17 protein-coding genes are annotated in these 18,542 nt (G+C 30.7%); all 17 read right to left on the minus strand.

Annotated elements, in window-relative coordinates:
• Positions 1-63: 63 nt before the first annotated feature.
• The 17 genes from ACEN92_RS11545 to ACEN92_RS11625 are packed head-to-tail and all read right to left on the minus strand — an operon-like array spanning position 64 to position 18,289.
• Positions 64-1,296, minus strand: coding sequence for an N-acetyl sugar amidotransferase (locus tag ACEN92_RS11545; RefSeq protein WP_495638537.1), 1,233 nt, complete (start codon positions 1,294-1,296; stop codon positions 64-66).
• Entirely contained in the window at positions 1,296-1,952 is a 657-nt protein-coding gene (gene hisH, locus ACEN92_RS11550; RefSeq protein ID WP_495638538.1) for an imidazole glycerol phosphate synthase subunit HisH, read from the minus strand. Before hisH ends, ACEN92_RS11545 begins: the two co-directional genes overlap by 1 nt.
• Positions 1,952-2,797, minus strand: a complete 846-nt coding sequence (gene hisF / locus ACEN92_RS11555; protein ID WP_495638539.1) for an imidazole glycerol phosphate synthase subunit HisF — start codon at positions 2,795-2,797, stop codon at positions 1,952-1,954. Before hisF ends, hisH begins: the two co-directional genes overlap by 1 nt.
• A 33-nt stretch (positions 2,798-2,830) precedes the next feature.
• Positions 2,831-3,574, minus strand: a complete 744-nt coding sequence (locus ACEN92_RS11560; RefSeq protein ID WP_495638540.1) for an oxidoreductase — start codon at positions 3,572-3,574, stop codon at positions 2,831-2,833.
• Positions 3,571-4,491, minus strand: a complete 921-nt coding sequence (locus tag ACEN92_RS11565) for a Gfo/Idh/MocA family protein (RefSeq protein ID WP_495638541.1) — start codon at positions 4,489-4,491, stop codon at positions 3,571-3,573. Before ACEN92_RS11565 ends, ACEN92_RS11560 begins: the two co-directional genes overlap by 4 nt.
• On the minus strand, positions 4,488-5,210 hold the full coding sequence (locus tag ACEN92_RS11570; protein ID WP_495638542.1) for an acylneuraminate cytidylyltransferase family protein: 723 nt from the start codon (positions 5,208-5,210) through the stop codon (positions 4,488-4,490). The genes ACEN92_RS11565 and ACEN92_RS11570 overlap by 4 nt, the downstream gene beginning before the upstream one ends.
• 3 nt (positions 5,211-5,213) lie before the next feature.
• Complete coding sequence (locus ACEN92_RS11575; protein WP_495638543.1) at positions 5,214-6,260, minus strand: nucleotidyltransferase family protein; 1,047 nt, start codon at positions 6,258-6,260, stop codon at positions 5,214-5,216.
• Positions 6,257-7,360, minus strand: a complete 1,104-nt coding sequence (gene neuC / locus ACEN92_RS11580) for a UDP-N-acetylglucosamine 2-epimerase (RefSeq protein WP_495638544.1) — start codon at positions 7,358-7,360, stop codon at positions 6,257-6,259. Before neuC ends, ACEN92_RS11575 begins: the two co-directional genes overlap by 4 nt.
• The gene (neuB, locus tag ACEN92_RS11585) at positions 7,357-8,379 is read right to left on the minus strand and encodes an N-acetylneuraminate synthase (RefSeq protein WP_495638545.1); all 1,023 of its coding nucleotides are present in this window, start codon (positions 8,377-8,379) and stop codon (positions 7,357-7,359) included. Before neuB ends, neuC begins: the two co-directional genes overlap by 4 nt.
• Positions 8,380-8,381: 2 nt before the next feature.
• Positions 8,382-9,005, minus strand: coding sequence for an acetyltransferase (locus tag ACEN92_RS11590; protein WP_495638546.1), 624 nt, complete (start codon positions 9,003-9,005; stop codon positions 8,382-8,384).
• On the minus strand, positions 8,995-10,137 hold the full coding sequence (locus ACEN92_RS11595; protein ID WP_495638547.1) for a LegC family aminotransferase: 1,143 nt from the start codon (positions 10,135-10,137) through the stop codon (positions 8,995-8,997). Before ACEN92_RS11595 ends, ACEN92_RS11590 begins: the two co-directional genes overlap by 11 nt.
• Before the next feature lie 2 nt (positions 10,138-10,139).
• Entirely contained in the window at positions 10,140-11,327 is a 1,188-nt protein-coding gene (locus ACEN92_RS11600) for a UDP-N-acetylglucosamine 4,6-dehydratase (RefSeq protein WP_495638548.1), read from the minus strand.
• 26 nt (positions 11,328-11,353) lie between these two features.
• Positions 11,354-12,385: a lipopolysaccharide biosynthesis protein gene (locus tag ACEN92_RS11605; RefSeq protein ID WP_495638549.1), complete on the minus strand. Its 1,032-nt coding sequence runs from the start codon at positions 12,383-12,385 to the stop codon at positions 11,354-11,356.
• Between the two features lie 47 nt (positions 12,386-12,432).
• Positions 12,433-14,859: an SLBB domain-containing protein gene (locus tag ACEN92_RS11610; protein ID WP_495638550.1), complete on the minus strand. Its 2,427-nt coding sequence runs from the start codon at positions 14,857-14,859 to the stop codon at positions 12,433-12,435.
• Between the two features lie 54 nt (positions 14,860-14,913).
• The gene (gene rfbB / locus ACEN92_RS11615) at positions 14,914-15,960 is read right to left on the minus strand and encodes a dTDP-glucose 4,6-dehydratase (protein WP_495638551.1); all 1,047 of its coding nucleotides are present in this window, start codon (positions 15,958-15,960) and stop codon (positions 14,914-14,916) included.
• Positions 15,961-15,965: 5 nt separating this feature from the next.
• Complete coding sequence (locus ACEN92_RS11620) at positions 15,966-16,973, minus strand: mannose-1-phosphate guanylyltransferase (RefSeq protein WP_495638552.1); 1,008 nt, start codon at positions 16,971-16,973, stop codon at positions 15,966-15,968.
• A gap of 32 nt (positions 16,974-17,005) precedes the next feature.
• Positions 17,006-18,289, minus strand: coding sequence for a nucleotide sugar dehydrogenase (locus ACEN92_RS11625; protein ID WP_495638553.1), 1,284 nt, complete (start codon positions 18,287-18,289; stop codon positions 17,006-17,008).
• Positions 18,290-18,542 lie beyond the last annotated feature (253 nt).

Genomic DNA, 18,542 nt, shown 5'->3' on the forward strand with positions numbered 1-18,542 from the left:
TAAATTTGAGGCATAAAATCATGTCTCAATTAAACTTATCATTTTTTTTAAGTTAGACTTTATTTAATCTTCTAAACCTTTTCCCGCAACATTATGTCTCAATTTCCAATTTCCCGCTTCATCTTTGTCCCATAAATGTGGAGATCTGAATTTATCGCACAATTCATGAAAGTATTCCGGTTCCATACCAATATACTCCATTACATCATTAAAATATCTATCAGGGAATTCTCCGTCAAAGCGGTTTACTAATGCTACTCCTTCTTCTCTAGTAAGATGTCTATTTCTAATTTCCTGTGAAGCATCATATGTAGCTCTTCCTATACCAAATTTTATATATGTCGTATAAAAGTGCAAATCATCAATTTTATCATCAATACCGCTATATTTACTAAAAGTACCTTGGGTTCTATGTGGTCTTGCTTTAAATCCTGTATTTTCAACAGCATAATAATAAACTTCTTGTGGAGTCCATTTTAGATAATATCCTAAGTAATGAACCTCAATATTTGCTCTTTCAAGTTCTTCCACTTTTGGTGGTAAATAAGCCATTAAATCACTTAATCTAACATCATATTTCTCCATTAGTTCTTTGATTGAAACACCTGCCAAAAATACTTCATCTAAGTGTTCGAAACTAAAATATGATTTATCTCTTAACGAACTCATGTTATCAGCCAATGGATTTCCATATTCGGCTTCATTTTCTCCATAAAAAATCAAATTGATTCCTTGTTGTGCAGCAATTTTAGGAGCTAAATTTTTTTGACCTAAAATAAAAGTCTGAAATGGATGTAATAAATTTTCAATTGACAGTTTAGTTAATAATTTCATAACCTTACCATTTCGATAAAAAGACACATTATCAAAACCACTATCTAGCCAGTTTCTCCAATTTTTCAATCCGTAATCAGTATACAATATTGGTGGCCATGTTACCGTTAATGGATTCATGTTATATTTGTATTTCAAAACATGTGCCTGATATGCACTATCTTTTCCACCACTACCTGGGACTAAACAATCATAAGAACCATCATTTTTTCGATGCTTATCCAAAAGTTTTACCAATTCTTCTTCTCGCATACCCCAATCAATATTATCTTTGATTTCGGCAGTTCTACATGCATCGCAAACACCATGTTCATCAAAATTCATGGTTGTTTTTTTACTATCTTTAGTATGCTTAAATTCAATAGCTGATGTAGGCCTTTGATTTGACATAACACACTTCGTACAAAAGCTTACTTCTTGAGGAAGGCCATAATATGCCTCTCTTTTTTTATTTTCTGACATTATAATAAATTATTAATTAGAGCCCAATTTTTATAAATAGATATTCCTTTATCCGCACTTTTCTCTGGATGAAATTGAGTTGCGAAAATATTGTTTTTCAAAATGGATGAACAAAATTCAACGCCATCATAATTTGTTTTTGTTAAAATGCAAGAATCATCCACAGGTTTTACATAATAGGAATGAATAAAGTACATGAAATCATGGTTTCCTAATTCAGACAGTGCTGATTCATTCCAGTCTTTCTTAAATTTATATATAGTATTCCATGCAATATGTGGTACTTTTATCATTCTCCCTTCTAAACTTTCCGGAAATCTTTTAATAACTCCCGAAATTAAATCTAATCCCCGCCCAGCTCCAAACTCTTCACTTTCTGTAAAAAGTAATTGCTGACCAAGACATATTCCAAAGATAGGTGTCCCATTTTTAACTTTTTCTTGTATTGCAATATCAAGCTGAAACTTTTTTAAATTATTCATTGCTTCTATAAATGCACCTACACCAGGGAGAATTAAAGCGTCTGCATTTAAAATGTCCTGTTTGTTAGAACTAATTTTAGCATTAATGCCAATAGTATCACACGCTTGTTTAACACTAAAAAGATTTCCCAACTGATAATCAATAATTATTACATTACTTTTACTATTTTCCATTATAATCTACAATCTATATGGTTGCTAATTAATCTTTTTTTAACATCTTCAATAGAACAAGGCTCAAAAGTATGGAAGCTTCTTTTTTGATTTAAAAATTCAACATTTCCCTCTAGGGAAGAAGCCTTAGATTCATTTTCTTTTATAAAATGATAATGAAACAAGGAAGATATCATTGCTGAACTTATGTTGCCTTCTTTAAGAACATCTACTACATGATCTTGCTTACCAGCTCCACCATGAGCAATAACTGGAATACTTACCAAACTTGTAATTTTAGAAATTAAATCCAAGTCATACCCTTGACCTGTACCTTCTCTATCAACAGAGGTTATAACTATTTCTCCTGCACCTAATTCATCAACCCTTTGAGCCCATTCAAAAACATCAATACCTGTATATTCTCTACCATTATCTGTGTATGCAAGGTACTTGCCATCACTTTCTTTTATTGCTTCAATAGCAACTACTATAGTAGATGAACCAAACATTCTGGATGCATCTTTTATTAGTTGTGGATTTTTTATTGCAGCAGTATTTAAACATACCTTATCAGCTCCCACTCTTAAAACTTCTTTGATATCCGAAATTGATCTTAATCCACCACCAACAGTAATTGGTATAAATATTTTCTTTGAAGTTTCTAAAATAATATCATGAAGGCTATTTCTTTCATATAAAGAAGCAACAACATCCATAAACATTAATTCATCTGCACCTTGCTCATAATAATATTTAGCAAAATCAGCTGGCTTTCCTAAAACTCTCAACCCTTCCAAATGAATTCCTTTAACTAAATTTGGCCCTTTTATATCTAATCTGGGAATTATTCTAACTGTTTTCATTTCGTTTTTATAATCTTTATTTAAAATTTTATATCAAATTGCTGTCCAACCACCGTCGACGATTAAATTTTGTCCTGTTATATATTTGGAATCATCAGATAATAAAAAAGCTACAGCTGGAGCAATATCTTCGGGTGTTCCTAATCTTCGCATAGGCACTTTTTTACAATAGTTATTAATGAAAGTTTCATTCTGATTATCGAAAATTCCTCCTGGTGAAACTGCATTTATTCTAACTTGTTGTGGGCCAAAATATGAGGCTACATATCTTGTAAGGTTAATTAAAGCACCTTTTATGGCTGAATAGGCAGCTGGCATTGTCATTGTTGTTCCCTCATAAATATTAAAATCTGCACCTACAACACCATAAATAGAAGACATATTAATTATACTTCCTGTTTTTTGATCCGCCATTTGTACGGCAACTTTCTGTGTCAAATAAAAATAACTATTTAACTGCCAATCAATATTTTGCTTCCAAGAATCAAGAACAATATTCTCAAACTTTGTTCCCCAATCTTTAGTTCTTGGATAGGCATTATTAACAAGTCCATCTATTCTTTTATATTTTAATAGCACAATTTCTAGTGCTTTATCAATTGATGCACTATCTGTTATATCACAATATACATGGGATAAATCCTCGTTTGTTTCGTGATTGATTTCAAAATTGATACAAAATGCGCCTTCCAAAACAAGTCGATTAACAATTGCTCTTCCTAAAAGTCCATTACCCCCAGTTATTATTATTATTTTATTTTCTAGCCTACTATTCATCTTTGTAATACAATTTTTAATATTTCAATTGACTCTTTTAAAGAGTTTATTGGCATTTTATTTTCTCTTAAACAATCAATAAAATATCTTAATTGATAGATATAAGTTTCTTTTATCTCAAAATTATGTGCTTCAAAAATAGTCTTTTCATTATCATCTTTAACACAATTATTTATTAAATCAACTTTTAGGGTACCGTCATTAAGCACAAGCTCAATTGTTCTTTTAGGTCTTTTCCTATAATAGTTTAAAACAATATTTGTGGTAAAATTATCATATTGCAATATATAATTAGCATAATCAACGGCATCAATTTTTAAACTGGAAACATTTCTCAATGTTGAAGAGCTTTTGAATGGCATTCCAAATAACCAAATAACGTAATCTAGTTCGTGAAACAGATCTAAATGTACTCCTCCTCCCATTGCTGCATTAGCACTATATATTTGTCGAAAATCTTTTCCAGGCCGCCAATCGGGAAGATAAGATCCACAATACACATTAACTTCATTGATTATTAAGTTTTGATTGTGTATTTTATTTTTCAAGAATTCAATACAAGGATGAAATCTTAAATTACAAGCTACGTAAGTAACCAATTGTTTTTTTTCTACAATGTCTACAATTTTCTCTACACTTTCTAAAGTATGTACTGCAGGTTTTTCAATAAACAATGGAATATCATTATTTGATAATTTCTCAATAAACTCATAATGTAAATGAGTCGGATTTGAAATAATTGCAAAATCAAAAGAAACATTTACATTTTCAAGATTATAAAGGTTTTCTATTCCCTCTTCATATTGTGCATCTGGATTTGATCGCAATGCATAAATTTTTCCATAAATTTTCAAACTATGTAAAGCATCAATATGTTTTTTTGCAATAGATCCTAAACCAACAATCAGAATGTTCATAATTCGAAATCAAGTTTGTTATTTTTCAACAGGTATTCCATAAACAAAAAATCAATAGGGTGATCCAAATCAAAACAAACATGATCCATAGCATATATTAAAGATTTATCCGTAATGGTAGTCTTCAATCCAGATTCAAAAAAAGATCGTCGATACCAGTAGAATGATGCATTCAGGTCATATACTTTTGGTGCTGATTGACGGGTCATAATACTTCCGTCTGGATTTGTTTTAACTAGAGAATAAAAACCATTAGAATTTTCTTCAACCATATTAAAATAAGGATTTCTGGCTGCTTGATTTACGGAAAACAAATTCAAGGCTTCGGGATTTGCAACCATTAAATCTAATCCTTTTTCTATATCTTCCAAAGTTCGTAATGGAGATGTGACATCTAAATCCAAAACAAAATCATAATTCCCATTTATAAGGGACTCTTCATACAAAAGTAAATCTCTAATTGTATCTATTTTACCAGCAGTATCAGTGGCTAAATAATCTGGCCTTACATAATTTGTATTAACACCAAATTTTTCTGCAGTTCTTTTAATCAACTCATCATCTGTTGACAATCCTACTTTTGCATTAAACTTTGAACTTATTTTTTCTATCAAATCTATAGAATATGCTATAAGAGGTTTTCCATTTATAAGTTTGATATTTTTACCCGGTATTCCTTTAGACCCTCCACGGGCACAAATAGTTATTAATATATTCATTTTTTAAAATTTTATATTATGAATATCTATATGTGCCTTTTCAAAATCTTCATGTTTCCCAACATCCAACCAATATCCTGAAAAAGGAAACGAAATTACTTTTAGATTGTTTTTTAACAACACTTCCATTAAATCTGTTGCATTAAAAAAAGTGTTTTTTGGGATAAAATTCAACATTTCTTTTTTCATTAAATAAATACCTCCATTTGAATAATAGGTATAAATTGGTTTTTCTTTAAAACTTTTTACAGTTCCATTATCTGTTTCCAATACAGCATACGGAATATTCACTTGATAAGGAATTGTCAATACAGCAAAATCAGCTTTTTGTTTTATAAATTCAAGAAAAAACTGTTCATAGTCTATATTTGTGAGCAAATCAGAATTAGTTACAAGAACATAATTATGTTCAAAATTTTGAATTTGAGAAATAGCTCCAATAGTACCTAAGGGCTCTTTCTCCCAGACATACTCAATTTTAACATTTTTTTCATGTCCATTACCAAAATGATTTTCAATTTGTTCTCCTAAGTACTTTACAGAAATCCAAAAGTCATCTATTCCAAATAAAGCTAATCGATCAAGATTATGTTCTATAATGGCCTTATCTCCAACTTTTAAAAGAGGCTTGGGAATTGTATTAGTTAAAGGCTGCAATCTTTGTCCTCTTCCACCTGCCATGATTACTGCATCAATTGGTAAATATGATTTAATATTTCTAAAATTAATGACATTAACTACTCTATGATTTTCATCTACTATTGGTAAAATTCTAAAATCACCTTCACGATATTCAATAATTTTGCTTAAATTATTCTCTCCTTTAGTTATATATCTCGGATTCTCTTGGATAATTTCATTAATAATACTATCAATTGTAAATCCTTTTAATAATCCACGTCTTACATCACCGTCAGTAAGCGCACCAATTAATTTATCCTCTGCATCTACTACAAAAAGAATTGCGTCTTGAGATAATTCATTCAATACAAGTAGAGCTTCTTTTACTTTACTTCCTGAAAGAATTAAATGATCTTTATAAATTCTCATAAAAATTCTTTTACGATTTTAATTATATTATTGGCTGAATTATCTTTGATATATATATTTTCACCTTCGAAATCATCTAATTTAATTGCTCGATCAACAGCTAAAATAATAGCTGATTCTTCAAATGAACAATTTATAATATTTTTGCTTTGTGCTCTGCCTTTTTGTCTATTCCCAACATTTATAACGTATTTACCGAAAGAAGCCGCTTCTAATATACCACTTGAGGTGTTTCCAATTAAAATTTTAGAATAGTACATCGCAGAAAAATAATTAGTCTTACCAAAGTTTTCGATCAACAGTATTCGATTAGGCATTTCATTTTTTAACTTTTGAATCTCTTCCCTGTATATTGATCCTTGCGTATCTGCATTAGGCATTGTAATAATTACAAATATTTTTTCTGAAACTGTAGCCAATGCATTTTTCATCGCTTCAGCATATTGAACATTGTCTTGAGCTGAAACAGTTTCAGGATGAAAAGTGACCAAAGCATATTCTTCATTTGGGATTTTAAATTTGCTATAAAAACCTTTCTTTTCCAGAGGAGTAAAGCTTTTAATATCATTTAGGCTTAAAGACCCTACAGAAAAAACATTGTTAGATGTACCTGTTAACGATTCTACTTTTTCGCTAAAAGTATCTGTTGCAGTAAAATGCAAAAATGAAGCTAAAGTAATTTGATGGCGATAAATATTATCAATAGCTCCTAATGTAGTTTCCCCTCCGTGTATATGAGCAAACTTAACACCAAAAGGGATTCCTGCTTGTACTGCAGCACTCATTTCAAAACGGTCTCCTAAACAAAACACTAAATTATATGTGTTATTTTCCCAAAAATTTGCGAACTTCAAAACAGTCAAACCATAAGATGATGCTATCGATTGCTCATCATCATTTGAGATTAAAGAAGAAATTTTGTGAATACAATTATATCTATCTTTATTTATATCATTTAATGTATACCCATGTAATCTTGATAAATGAGATCCAAAGGCAATAATCTCAATTTCAAAAAAAGAATCATTTTTCATTTTTTGAAGTAAAGGAAGATATATCCCGTAATCTGCTCTTGAACTAGTTAGTACACCAATTTTCATTCAATATCAGAAAATAATAATTTATCAAATTTATTCTTATCAACAGTCAATTTTTTTCCTATTATATTTTCCCATTCCATTGGAGAAATCCCGTCTCCAGGCCTTAATGGAATAATATCATTATCAGTAATAGTACATCCTTTTAATAAATTTTTATTGATAAAAATGCTTTTCCTGGCAATCGCAATATTTTTAGTTTCACTTTCACTAGGTATTTTTTTTCCATCACCACTAATCGCTAGTTCGATATTGCGAATCGCTTTTACCATTTCTTTTAATTCATCTGGTTCTAATGAAGCTATATGATCAGGACCTGGTAACGTTCGATCTAAAGTAAAATGCTTTTCTATTATTCTAGCTCCCATTGCAACTGCTGCTATGGGTACTTCAATACCTAAAGTATGATCCGAATATCCTATTTGCACATCAAAAGTCTTTTTAATAGTCAACATTGCCTTAAGGTTAACATCCTTCATAGGAGTTGGATATTCTGTGTTACAATGCAGAATAGAAATTATTTCTTTTCTTAATCCAAATTTAATTAATACATCTAAAGCACTTTTGATTTCTCTTTCTGAACACATCCCCGTTGACATAACAACTGGTTTTCCACATAAAGCAACAGCTTTCAAGTAAGGATAATTTGTTATTTCACCGCTTGGAATTTTAAAAAAGGAAAGCCCCAAATCGTTTAAATAATTTACACCTTCTACATCAAATGCTGTCGAGAAAAATTTGATATTTCTTTCTGAGCAATAAGACATTAATTCTAAATGATCTTCATGACTTAATTCCAGATTTTTTAGCATAGTATACTGAGAATCGTCATCATTATGAATATTAATTCTCTGGTATTCAGCTTTTTTGGCTGATTTACTAACCAAATTATCTGCTTTAAATGTCTGAAATTTAACATAATCTACACCTGCTTGTACTGCAGCATCAACTAACTTTTTTGCCACATGAATCTTTCCATTATGATTAACACCAGCCTCTGCTATTATAATTACTTTATCCATATTTAGATTATTCTTCCTGGGTTTCCAACAACTTTTTTTCCATCAGGTATATCCCTTATTATAACTGAGCCTGCTCCTATAACAACATCTTTTCCTATAACAACGCCCTGTTTTATTACCGAATTGGCTCCTACAAAACTTCTTTCACCAATATTAACATTACCCGCCAAAACTGCACCAGGTGCTATATGAACTGCATCTCGCAATACACATCCATGTTCAATAATACAACCTGTATTTAAAATGACATTTTTACCAACTCTTGCAAAGGAGTTTACTGAAACATTTTTATTAATAAAACTGCCATTACCTATAACTGCATTCTTTGAAACATGAGCCGTTTTATGAATTATCGTTTGAACAGTTTTTCCCTTATCTTCAATTAAATTAGCAATATTTTGTCGTAATTTATTATTGCCTATACCGAGAACAAAAGAAAAATCATTTACCCATCCTACAAAATTTTCATTATTTTCAAATCCTAAATATTTGAGATTATAAGGGTTTGAAATTGCCTTTTCTTTGTCAGAATAACCTACAATATCAAAACCATTCTCTAAAATAGTTTCCGTTATAACATAGGCATGTCCTGAATATCCAATAAGAATTATTTTTTTATCTGACACTACTTGGAATATTTACAATTCGCTCTTCTAAAAATTTCGCATTGACTTGTTGATCTCTCTGACAATGTGTATACATCGGTAACCGATACATCAATTGCCAAATTGGTCTTGTCATTACATTATTGGAATTAGTCGTTTCCAAAAATAAATCTCGCTCAGTCTTATTTTCTAATTCAACACACATTAACCAATAATTGGCTTTTGTTTCAGGAGTTTCAGTTCTAAATTTCATACCATTGGTTGCAAAAAAAGATTCGTATTCTTTCGCTAATTTCCTTTTATTTTCTAAAAAACCATTTAATTGCTCTAATTGTGCACATGCTAAAGCGGCATTTAGATTAGGCATTCTAAAATTATATCCCATTTCATTATGTACATATTCATAAGGATGTGGAATTTTAGCTGTAGTTGTTAAATATTTTCCTTTTTCTCCTAATTTGATATCATTACTAACAATAGCTCCACCACCACCGCACGTCACTATCTTATTTCCATTGAATGAAAAAACTGCTAACTTTCCAAAACTTCCTGTTGGTTTTCCTTTGTATTCACTGCCTAATGATTCAGCAGCATCTTCAATTAATGGAATTTTCCAATTATTACAAACTGTTAATAATTCATCTAAATGAACTGGAAATCCAAATGTATGCATTGGTAAACAAGCGCTTATTTTTTTGCCAGTTTTTTTATTATAACATCCATCTTCCCGCAATTCTCCAAATTCCTCTAAAAATACAGCTACAGCTTTGGGAGAAAGTCCCATAGTATCCAAATCAACGTCTAAAAAAACAGGAGTGGCACTTTGATATGCTATAGCATTTGCAGTAGCAACAAAAGTTAATGCTTGTGTCAATACTTCATCACCTGCTTTTACGCCTATTAATCGCAAAGCTACCTGAATTCCGGCAGTACCATTAACAACAGCTACAGCTTTTTGTGTTTGTGTTATATGTTGCATCATTATTTCAAATTGATCTACATAAGCACCAACAGAAGACACAAAAGTAGAGTCAATAGTTTCTATTAGATATTTTTTTTCGTTACCTCCAAAATGAGGAATATGAAGTGGTATAAAATTTTCTGTTTTAAACTGCTCTTTTATAAAAGATATGGTTGAATTAATAGCGCTCATAATTACATTTTTGAATCTAAATATTTACCAGTCTCCTTATGTCCAAAATTTGGAATCATTATATGAAACAAATCAATTATTTCTTCTTTATCCCACTTTTTAACAGATTTCATAAATGTTATTTTAGTAGAAAATTCTTCCAGCTTTTCAGCTTGAAAATTAGGTTCATTTTTTACTACACCTAAATTTTCAAATCGATCCATGTCTAAAACTTCACTATCGGTAAAAAATTCTTCAAAATCTTTTTCTCCTGTAGTGTCACTTCCTGTAAACAAACAAGGCCATTTTTTTTGTTTAATTAAGTCTTCAACACTATTTCTGGCCTCTTCTTCTGAATCACATAAATAAGGTTGAAAACCAATTTCGTCTAAATATTTAATTGCTATATCAGCAAAAGATATCAAATGTAAGTTCTCGCTTAGTTTAGGGAAAAATATATCCCTGTTATCTCCAAATATGCAAGACATCAAACAAAGTTCACCCGATTCTTTTGGAGTGACAAAATATCGCTTAATATCATTTGGCGCCACAATTGGTTGCTTCTTAATGATTCGTTGATTAAAGCCATGTAAGAGAGAACCATCAGAAAAGGCCACATTTGCAAAACGAGCTGTAGATATTTTTATTTCCTTACTCTTACGCATTAAATACATCTCCATGATTCTTTTAGAGGCTCCCATCATATTGACTGGATTTGCAGCTTTATCTGTAGAAACACAAAAATATTTTTTTGTATTATTTTCTATTGCTTGCTGTAAAGTTTTTTCCGTATTAAAAATATTTACATCTATCATTCTCATTAATGTAAAAGGATCTTTTTCGCTGCGGACATGTTTTAGAGCTGAAAGATTTAATACATAATCATACTTTCCATCAGATTTAATAAATGCATCATATTCTACAGAACCAATATCTAAAGCAAAAGTCTGAAAGTCTCCATCAATATATCCATAAGAGCTACGTAAATCCCGAACCAATTCTACCATGTTGTTTTCACTGATGTCAACAACGTGTAATTTAGCAGGATTACGTTTAAATATTTCTTTAGTTACAGCCTGACCAATGGATCCAGCTCCGCCAATAACTAAAAAAGAAGATGTGGTAACAATTTTAGACAATTGATTTTCATACTTAAAAATATCTTTTTCAAATATTTCTTCTTCCCTACCTATCAATTTTAGAATATTCATTTAAATATATAGTTTTTTAGAGATCATTATTGAATTGACTTTATTAATTTTTTAATTATTAAAAAAATAATTATTAAAAAACCTGCCAAAAACCCTCCGATAATCAAGCCTTTTGCTTTACCAAATCGTTCTTTGGATAACGGCAAAATAGGCCTGTCAATAATTTGTATTAAAGGAGTTTCTTTACGTAAGGTAACTTTAGCTAACTCTGTCTGTTTAACTAATTCTGTTAAGATTGCTGTGTTTGCCTGAACATCAACTTGCCTTCTTACTGATGGTGTTCTTCGAACATTAAGAGCAGGATTTAAATTGAATGTATTATCATTCGCAACAGCAACTCCAGTAATTGCGCCATTAAGTTCTCCGCGAATAGAATCTGTTTGACGTTGTAAAATTGCCATATTCATTCTTGCTTTTTTACTTTTAGTAGCTACATAAAAATCAGATACTTGTTTAGCCAAAGCTTCGCAAAAATACTTTGCGAAAAGTTCATTTTGAGAAGTAACATCAATACTAATAATTGAAATTTTTTTATCTTTTTGAGCTACTACCAAACCTCCATTTGACAAACTTTCATACATCTTTCCCATAATGCTATCCTGAACGCGGGTATATAATTCCCTATTTGCATTTGGTAAAAATTCTAAACCTACAAGTTTCGGATTATCATTCCAGCTTTTACGCCACTTATTATTCTGAATATACATTTCAGCCAAAGAAATTGTCTTTCCTTCTACTATAACTGGAGACAATAATGTTTTTTCTACCATTGTACGGGATTTAAACAATTCCGTAAGATTTGATCCAGTAAAAATGCTTCCTCCGCTTCCTCCTAAATCAATGCCAAATGAACTAGCTAATCCAAGTGCTCCCCCCAATCCGCTACCGCCTTTTTCATCTTCTAAAGCAAAAGATAGTGTTGCTTTGTATATTGGTTTTTTACTATATGAATAAGCAAGTCCCAAAGCAGCACCAATTATACCTGCTGTCAAAATAATTTTCCATTTTGAAAGTAAATAGCTCCACCACTCTTTTCCTTTTTGCAATAATTCTTTCAACGAAATTTCATCACTTTTAATTGGCAAATTATTCTCCATATAGAATTTTACTTAAATGCTGTTACAATTAATAATGCTAAACTAGTCAAAACACTACCTATACTTACCCACTCTCCAGTACTCATTTTCTTCGTTTCCGGTTTTTCAGGTACCACAATTTGAGAATCAGGTGTAACTTTAGGATATGACCTAAAAAATAAAAACGAACCAGTTACAGAAGCCTTACCATTAGGGTAAATGATATATGCTTTTTTCTTCCATCCTTTACTATCAACTCCTCCAACAGCATTTATATAATATTTAAAGCCCTTACCACTTCTATATGGAATTTCAGAATTAAGCAATACATTTCCTGTAACTTTAACTCCTTCATTAAATGTGGATACTTCTATTTCATCATCGGGAAATAAAGTAACATTCGAATAATGTTCTTTGTCTTTTACTATTTTTTTCCAATCTAATGGAATAGTAGCATATTTTATTTCCTCTTTTAACTTTTTAGCAAGATCTTCTTTTAATGTATCATTTTTAGACAAATTCAAATCAATGCTTTCTAATTGATCTATTTGTTCTTGTTTGATTGGTCTTTTTATTCTCATCCCCTCTAAATTAGCAACAGATGTTAATCCTCCTGCACGCATAACCACGTTATAAACTGATTCTTTTTTATTAGCTAATACATATTTTCCCGGATAGGCAACTGCTCCACTAATTTTAACCATTTGTGGTTTTTCGTAAACAGCCATCCTTCTAATATTAATAACATCAAAAGGCTTTAAGACAAAGTTTTTAACTTGTTCATTATTATCTGCTGTTATTTCCAATTCCACTAATTCGATACGCTTTGGATTTGCGTCATCAATTTCGTCAGACTTAATCATTCTGGCAATTTCAACTCTTTTGGAAGCGGAACCAGTTAATCCTCCTACCTGAACCACTAAATCATTTAAGGTCAAATTTTCATAAAATTCATATTGGCCAGGATTTTTTACTTCTCCATCAATAGTAACTTTATATTCTTCTCTGAAATCAAGAATAGAATATACTGTCACTTCATCTTCTCTTTTTAATTCAATATCAGCGTCTAAATTTCCTGACAATGCACTTGCCAGATCAACATTAACTATTTCTGTAGTTAAATCAGATTTTAAACGAATAATTCTTGCCCTTTTAGTATAAGCATCTTCCTTAAGTCCTTCAGCTCTGGCAATAAGATCTGAAACTCTCATTCCTTCATTATAAGAATAATAATCCGGCCTAAAAACTGCTCCTTCTATTTTAATACGATTTTCAAATCGGTTCAAAATTTTAGTCACTTTAAAAACATCACCTGATTGTGGTTCATAAGAATCAAAATCACTTTCATTAATGTCATGAACTTTAAACTCTTTTCCTGTTTTTTGTAAAACCTTTACTGATGCAGTATAAGCAAATTCATTAAACCCAGAAGCGAAATTTAATAAATCTGTAAATTTTTCCCCTTTTTTCATTTCAAAAATACCAGGTCTCTTTACTTCTCCTTCAACTGTAACTCTTTGGGTATAAACCGGAATTCGGATTACATCGTTTTCTTTTAGACTTACATTGTCTGACTGATCACCTTTCACTAAGAAACGATAAATATCAATATTTTTATAAACTTTATTATTTCTAATTAATTCAATATTTCTATAACTCCCATTTTTTCCTGGTCCGCCAGCTAAATGCAATGCATTATACACAGTCGCTAAAGATGATATAGAATAATTACCAGGTTGTTTCCCTCCAACAATAGTAATTTTAATAGTTCTAATCCGACTTAAACTAACACTTACCTGAGACTGACCTGATCTTACAGTACTATAAACCTTTGCAATTGCTGCTTTAATTTTTTGAGTTGCTGCTTCAATTGAGATTCCTGAAACAGAAATTTGTCCTACATATTGAATGGATATCTTTCCTTCAACACTCACAGGAATACTCGCATTATATTCCTGTACTCCATAAACACTTACTTGCAGTTCATCTCCTGGCCCTAAAATATAATTCATTGGAGTTGCAAGATTTGAATCTGGTTCAAAATTTAAAGTTGGATTATCAAACAATTCCGAACCAAATATTAAAGCATTTACAGAGTCTTTAACTTTGTTATTTACAATTTTTTCCTGAGTTCGTCCTGAATCTTTTTTATTTGCATTAGTTCCTTCAGTATTTTTTTTTATTAAAGAACTTTCTGATTTCTCATTTACTCTTACTTTTAATTTTGCAAATTCTGCAGCACTCATACCTTTTGATAAAGCCATAGGTTCAGCTTGCTCAATAGTCATATTATTGCTTTGCAGTTGTGTTCTTATTTTAGCAATATCACTATCAGATAAATAATCGACTTTTACTGTACTCAAATCACTCGATTTCATTAAATCCTGAGCATTCCCCTGATACGAAAATAATATAAGAGTAAAAAACAATAAAAGAACAGTTGTTATTTTTTTCATATTTAATGATTTTTAATCTCGATTAAAAAATTAATTGGAAATAGAATTTATTATTTAAGAATATTGTTTTTTATAATAGTCTTTATAAGAACCTGAAGTTACATTTTTTAACCATTCTTCATTATTCAGATACCAGTTAATTGTTTTCTCCAAACCTTCTTCAAAAGTTACAGATGGTTTCCATCCCAACTCTTTATTAATTTTAGAGGCGTCAATTGCATAACGCAAATCATGTCCTGGCCTATCTTTGACGTAAGTGATTAATTCTTGAGATTTACCTTTTTCCCTTCCTAGTTTCTCATCCATAACCTGGCATAATAATTTAACCAAATCAATATTTTTCCATTCATTAAAACCACCAATATTATAAGTTTCATGGTTTTTTCCTTTATGAAAAACTAAATCAATCGCAATCGCGTGATCTTCTACAAATAACCAATCACGAGTGTAATTACCATCTCCATAAACTGGCAGTGGTTTATTATTAATAATATTATTGATAAAAAGTGGAATTAATTTTTCGGGAAAATGATAAGAACCATAGTTGTTAGAGCAGTTTGTTAAAACATACGGCAATCCATACGTTTCACCATAAGCACGTACAAAATGATCTGAACTTGCTTTTGAAGCAGAATAAGGAGAATTTGGATCATAAGGAGTGTCTTCTGTAAAAAACCCTTCTGCTCCTAAAGAGCCATACACCTCATCTGTACTAATATGATAGAATCTTTTGCCTTCAAAATTATCTTTCCATTGTTTTTTAGCAGCATTAAGTAAATTCATTGTACCAATAACATTTGTTTTCACAAAAGCTAAAGGGTCTTCAATTGAACGATCAACATGTGATTCCGCAGCTAAATGTAATACACCATCAAAATTATGGATTGAGAAAAGTTCATTTATAAAAACTTCATTTACAATATCTCCTTTGATAAAATTATAATTGGTTTTATTTTCAATATCCTTAATATTTTCCAAATTCCCTGCATATGTCAAAGCGTCTAAATTATAAATTTGATATTCCGGATATTTATTCACAAAACGCCTCACAACATGTGATCCAATGAAGCCCGCACCACCAGTTATAAGTACTTTTTTCATTTTTTTTAATTTAATAATTCTGAATTTTGTCTTTCTAACTCACAATATATATCTTTTACATCTTGTGAGCTTTCTTTTTGCAAAATCAAATTAGCTGTATCTGTATAAACAAAGATTGTATTTTTCAATCCCAAGAAAGTAGTGTGTTTATCACAGCCTATAACCATATTACCATTCTTATCGATTGGATGTCCTTTAGAAACTAAATAATCATAAACTGATTCAAACGATCCTAAATCAGACCAGGAAAATGATGCAGGAACAACTTTAATTTTCTTACTGCGCTCCATTACAGCATAATCAATACTAATCGATGGGATTTCTAAAGATGCTTCTAAATCCAAAAAACCTCCTTTGTTTGATTCCCAAACTATTTTAGATTTTTCATAAACTTCTGGCTGAAACTGTTTTAATTCATCCAGAAGTACACTGGCTTTAAAACAAAACATTCCACTATTCCATAAAAAGTTACCTTTAGCAATAAAATCTTTAGCTGTTGTTTCGTTTGGTTTTTCCCTGAATGAAAGTACTTTATCTCCCTTTGATTCTATATAACCATAACCTGTTTCTGGTTTGGTTGGAATAATTCCGAAGGTCACAATAAAACCTTCCTGAGCTCTTATAACTGCCTGACTTATAGCGCCATTATAATCTTCCATTTTATCAATAATATGATCTGATGGCGTTATTATCAATATATCATCCGGATTTGAAGCAAATGCAGCAAATGCAATTGCAGCAGCAGTATTTCTAGGAGTAGACTCAACGATATTGATGTATGAGGTTTTAGATTTCTCCATCACTTTACCGCTTAAGTGATGGTTGTCAACATTACCAACTACCATTACCTTATTTGCTAAATGACTGTTACGATTTACAGTAATCTCAAACAAAGATTTACCTTCAAATATTTCTAAATATTGTTTAGGCTGGCTTTTACGAGAAAGTGGCCATAATCTGCTGCCTACACCTCCAGTTAAAATAACATGAGTAATTGAATTATTTATTTCCATTTTTTTTAAAATAAAAAAAGGGTTTAAAAAAACTATAATCTATTATTGGCTATAGTTCCTAAAACTCCTTTTACATCATAAATTAAACTATTTATTTTTTGAATACTTAGAAAATCTAACTTTAAAAATTCAGAATGTGCTACACCTAAAACTATAGCATCAAATTTTTCTTTTGGAAGAACATTTATTGTTGTTAATCCGTATTCTTTTTTAACCTCTTTAATATCTGCTATTGGATCAAATATTGTAACAGAAATACCGTATTCTTTTAGTGCTCTGATAACATCTACAATTTTAGTATTGCGGACATCAGGGCAGTTTTCTTTAAAAGTTATTCCAAGCATTAAAAGTTCAGCATGGTTTACTGAAATTCCTTTTTTAATCATTAATTTGACTACTTGTGATGCTATATATTCGCCCATACTGTCATTTAAACGACGTCCTGCCAAAATTATTTCAGGATGATAACCAAATTCCTGTGCCCGTTGGGCTAAATAATAAGGGTCTACACCTATACAATGCCCTCCTACTAAACCTGGTTTAAATGGAAGAAAATTCCATTTTGTCGCTGCTGCTGCCAATACTTCCTGAGTATCAATATTCATTAAATTGAATATTTTAGCAAGTTCATTCACAAAAGCAATATTAATGTCCCGCTGTGAATTTTCTATAACTTTGGCTGCTTCTGCAACTTTAATGGTAGGTGCCAAATAAGTTCCGGCAGTAATAACAGATTTATAAAGTTCATCTACTTTTAGCCCTGTATCAGGAGTAGATCCTGAGGTAATTTTCAGAATTTTCTCTACTGTGTGTTCTTTATCTCCCGGGTTAATTCTTTCAGGTGAATATCCGGCAAAAAAATCTACATTAAATAGTAAACCTGATACTTTTTCCAGAACAGGTACGCATTGTTCTTCTGTAACTCCCGGATAAACAGTTGATTCATAAATTACAATATCATCTTTTTTTAATACTTTACCTACTGCTTCACTCGCTTTATATAAAGGAGTCAAATCAGGACGATTATTTTTATCAACCGGAGTTGGAACAGTTATAATAAAATAGTTACATGCTGCAATATCTTTAACATCTGAAGTACAATACAACCCTTTTGTTTGCAAGGGTCTATCAATTAATACTTTTTGCAAAATTTCATCTTCAACCTCTAATGTCGTATCAGTACCCAATTTTAAACTAGTAACTCTTGATTCATTAATATCAAAACCTACTACAGGATATTTTGTAGCAAATAAACGAGCCAAAGGCAAACCTACATAACCTAAGCCTATAACAGCTATTTGTATGTTATTATTCATATTTTTCCTTAATTTCGTCTATTATAAAGTATGGCTTCGCCATTCAAAGTCACATATTTTGACATGAATAATCCGGGAATTAGATTTCGGCAAATATAGAACAATATGTCAATTTAATCAACCCTCAAAATTTATAAATCAAAAAAAACAAATCTAAAATCCTGCAAGAAAATTCAAACACTTATAGCTCAACAAATAATAAAATTTTTTATATATAAAAAAAACAAAAAATCACTAAAATTAGTGACTTTCC

The organism is Flavobacterium sp. Flavsp81, assembly GCF_059491325.1.

Bases quoted from the DNA above. Each gene is read 5' to 3' on its own strand.
- ACEN92_RS11545 (WP_495638537.1), bottom strand. From the start codon at position 1,296: ATGTCAGAAAATAAAAAAAGAGAGGCATATTATGGCCTTCCTCAAGAA.
- hisH (WP_495638538.1), bottom strand. From the start codon at position 1,952: ATGGAAAATAGTAAAAGTAATGTAATAATTATTGATTATCAGTTGGGA.
- hisF (WP_495638539.1), bottom strand. From the start codon at position 2,797: ATGAAAACAGTTAGAATAATTCCCAGATTAGATATAAAAGGGCCAAAT.
- ACEN92_RS11560 (WP_495638540.1), bottom strand. From the start codon at position 3,574: ATGAATAGTAGGCTAGAAAATAAAATAATAATAATAACTGGGGGTAAT.
- ACEN92_RS11565 (WP_495638541.1), bottom strand. From the start codon at position 4,491: ATGAACATTCTGATTGTTGGTTTAGGATCTATTGCAAAAAAACATATT.
- ACEN92_RS11570 (WP_495638542.1), bottom strand. From the start codon at position 5,210: ATGAATATATTAATAACTATTTGTGCCCGTGGAGGGTCTAAAGGAATA.
- ACEN92_RS11575 (WP_495638543.1), bottom strand. From the start codon at position 6,260: ATGAGAATTTATAAAGATCATTTAATTCTTTCAGGAAGTAAAGTAAAA.
- neuC (WP_495638544.1), bottom strand. From the start codon at position 7,360: ATGAAAATTGGTGTACTAACTAGTTCAAGAGCAGATTACGGGATATAT.
- neuB (WP_495638545.1), bottom strand. From the start codon at position 8,379: ATGGATAAAGTAATTATAATAGCAGAGGCTGGTGTTAATCATAATGGA.
- ACEN92_RS11595 (WP_495638547.1), bottom strand. From the start codon at position 10,137: ATGAGCGCTATTAATTCAACCATATCTTTTATAAAAGAGCAGTTTAAA.
- ACEN92_RS11600 (WP_495638548.1), bottom strand. From the start codon at position 11,327: ATGAATATTCTAAAATTGATAGGTAGGGAAGAAGAAATATTTGAAAAA.
- ACEN92_RS11610 (WP_495638550.1), bottom strand. From the start codon at position 14,859: ATGAAAAAAATAACAACTGTTCTTTTATTGTTTTTTACTCTTATATTA.
- rfbB (WP_495638551.1), bottom strand. From the start codon at position 15,960: ATGAAAAAAGTACTTATAACTGGTGGTGCGGGCTTCATTGGATCACAT.
- ACEN92_RS11620 (WP_495638552.1), bottom strand. From the start codon at position 16,973: ATGGAAATAAATAATTCAATTACTCATGTTATTTTAACTGGAGGTGTA.
- ACEN92_RS11625 (WP_495638553.1), bottom strand. From the start codon at position 18,289: ATGAATAATAACATACAAATAGCTGTTATAGGCTTAGGTTATGTAGGT.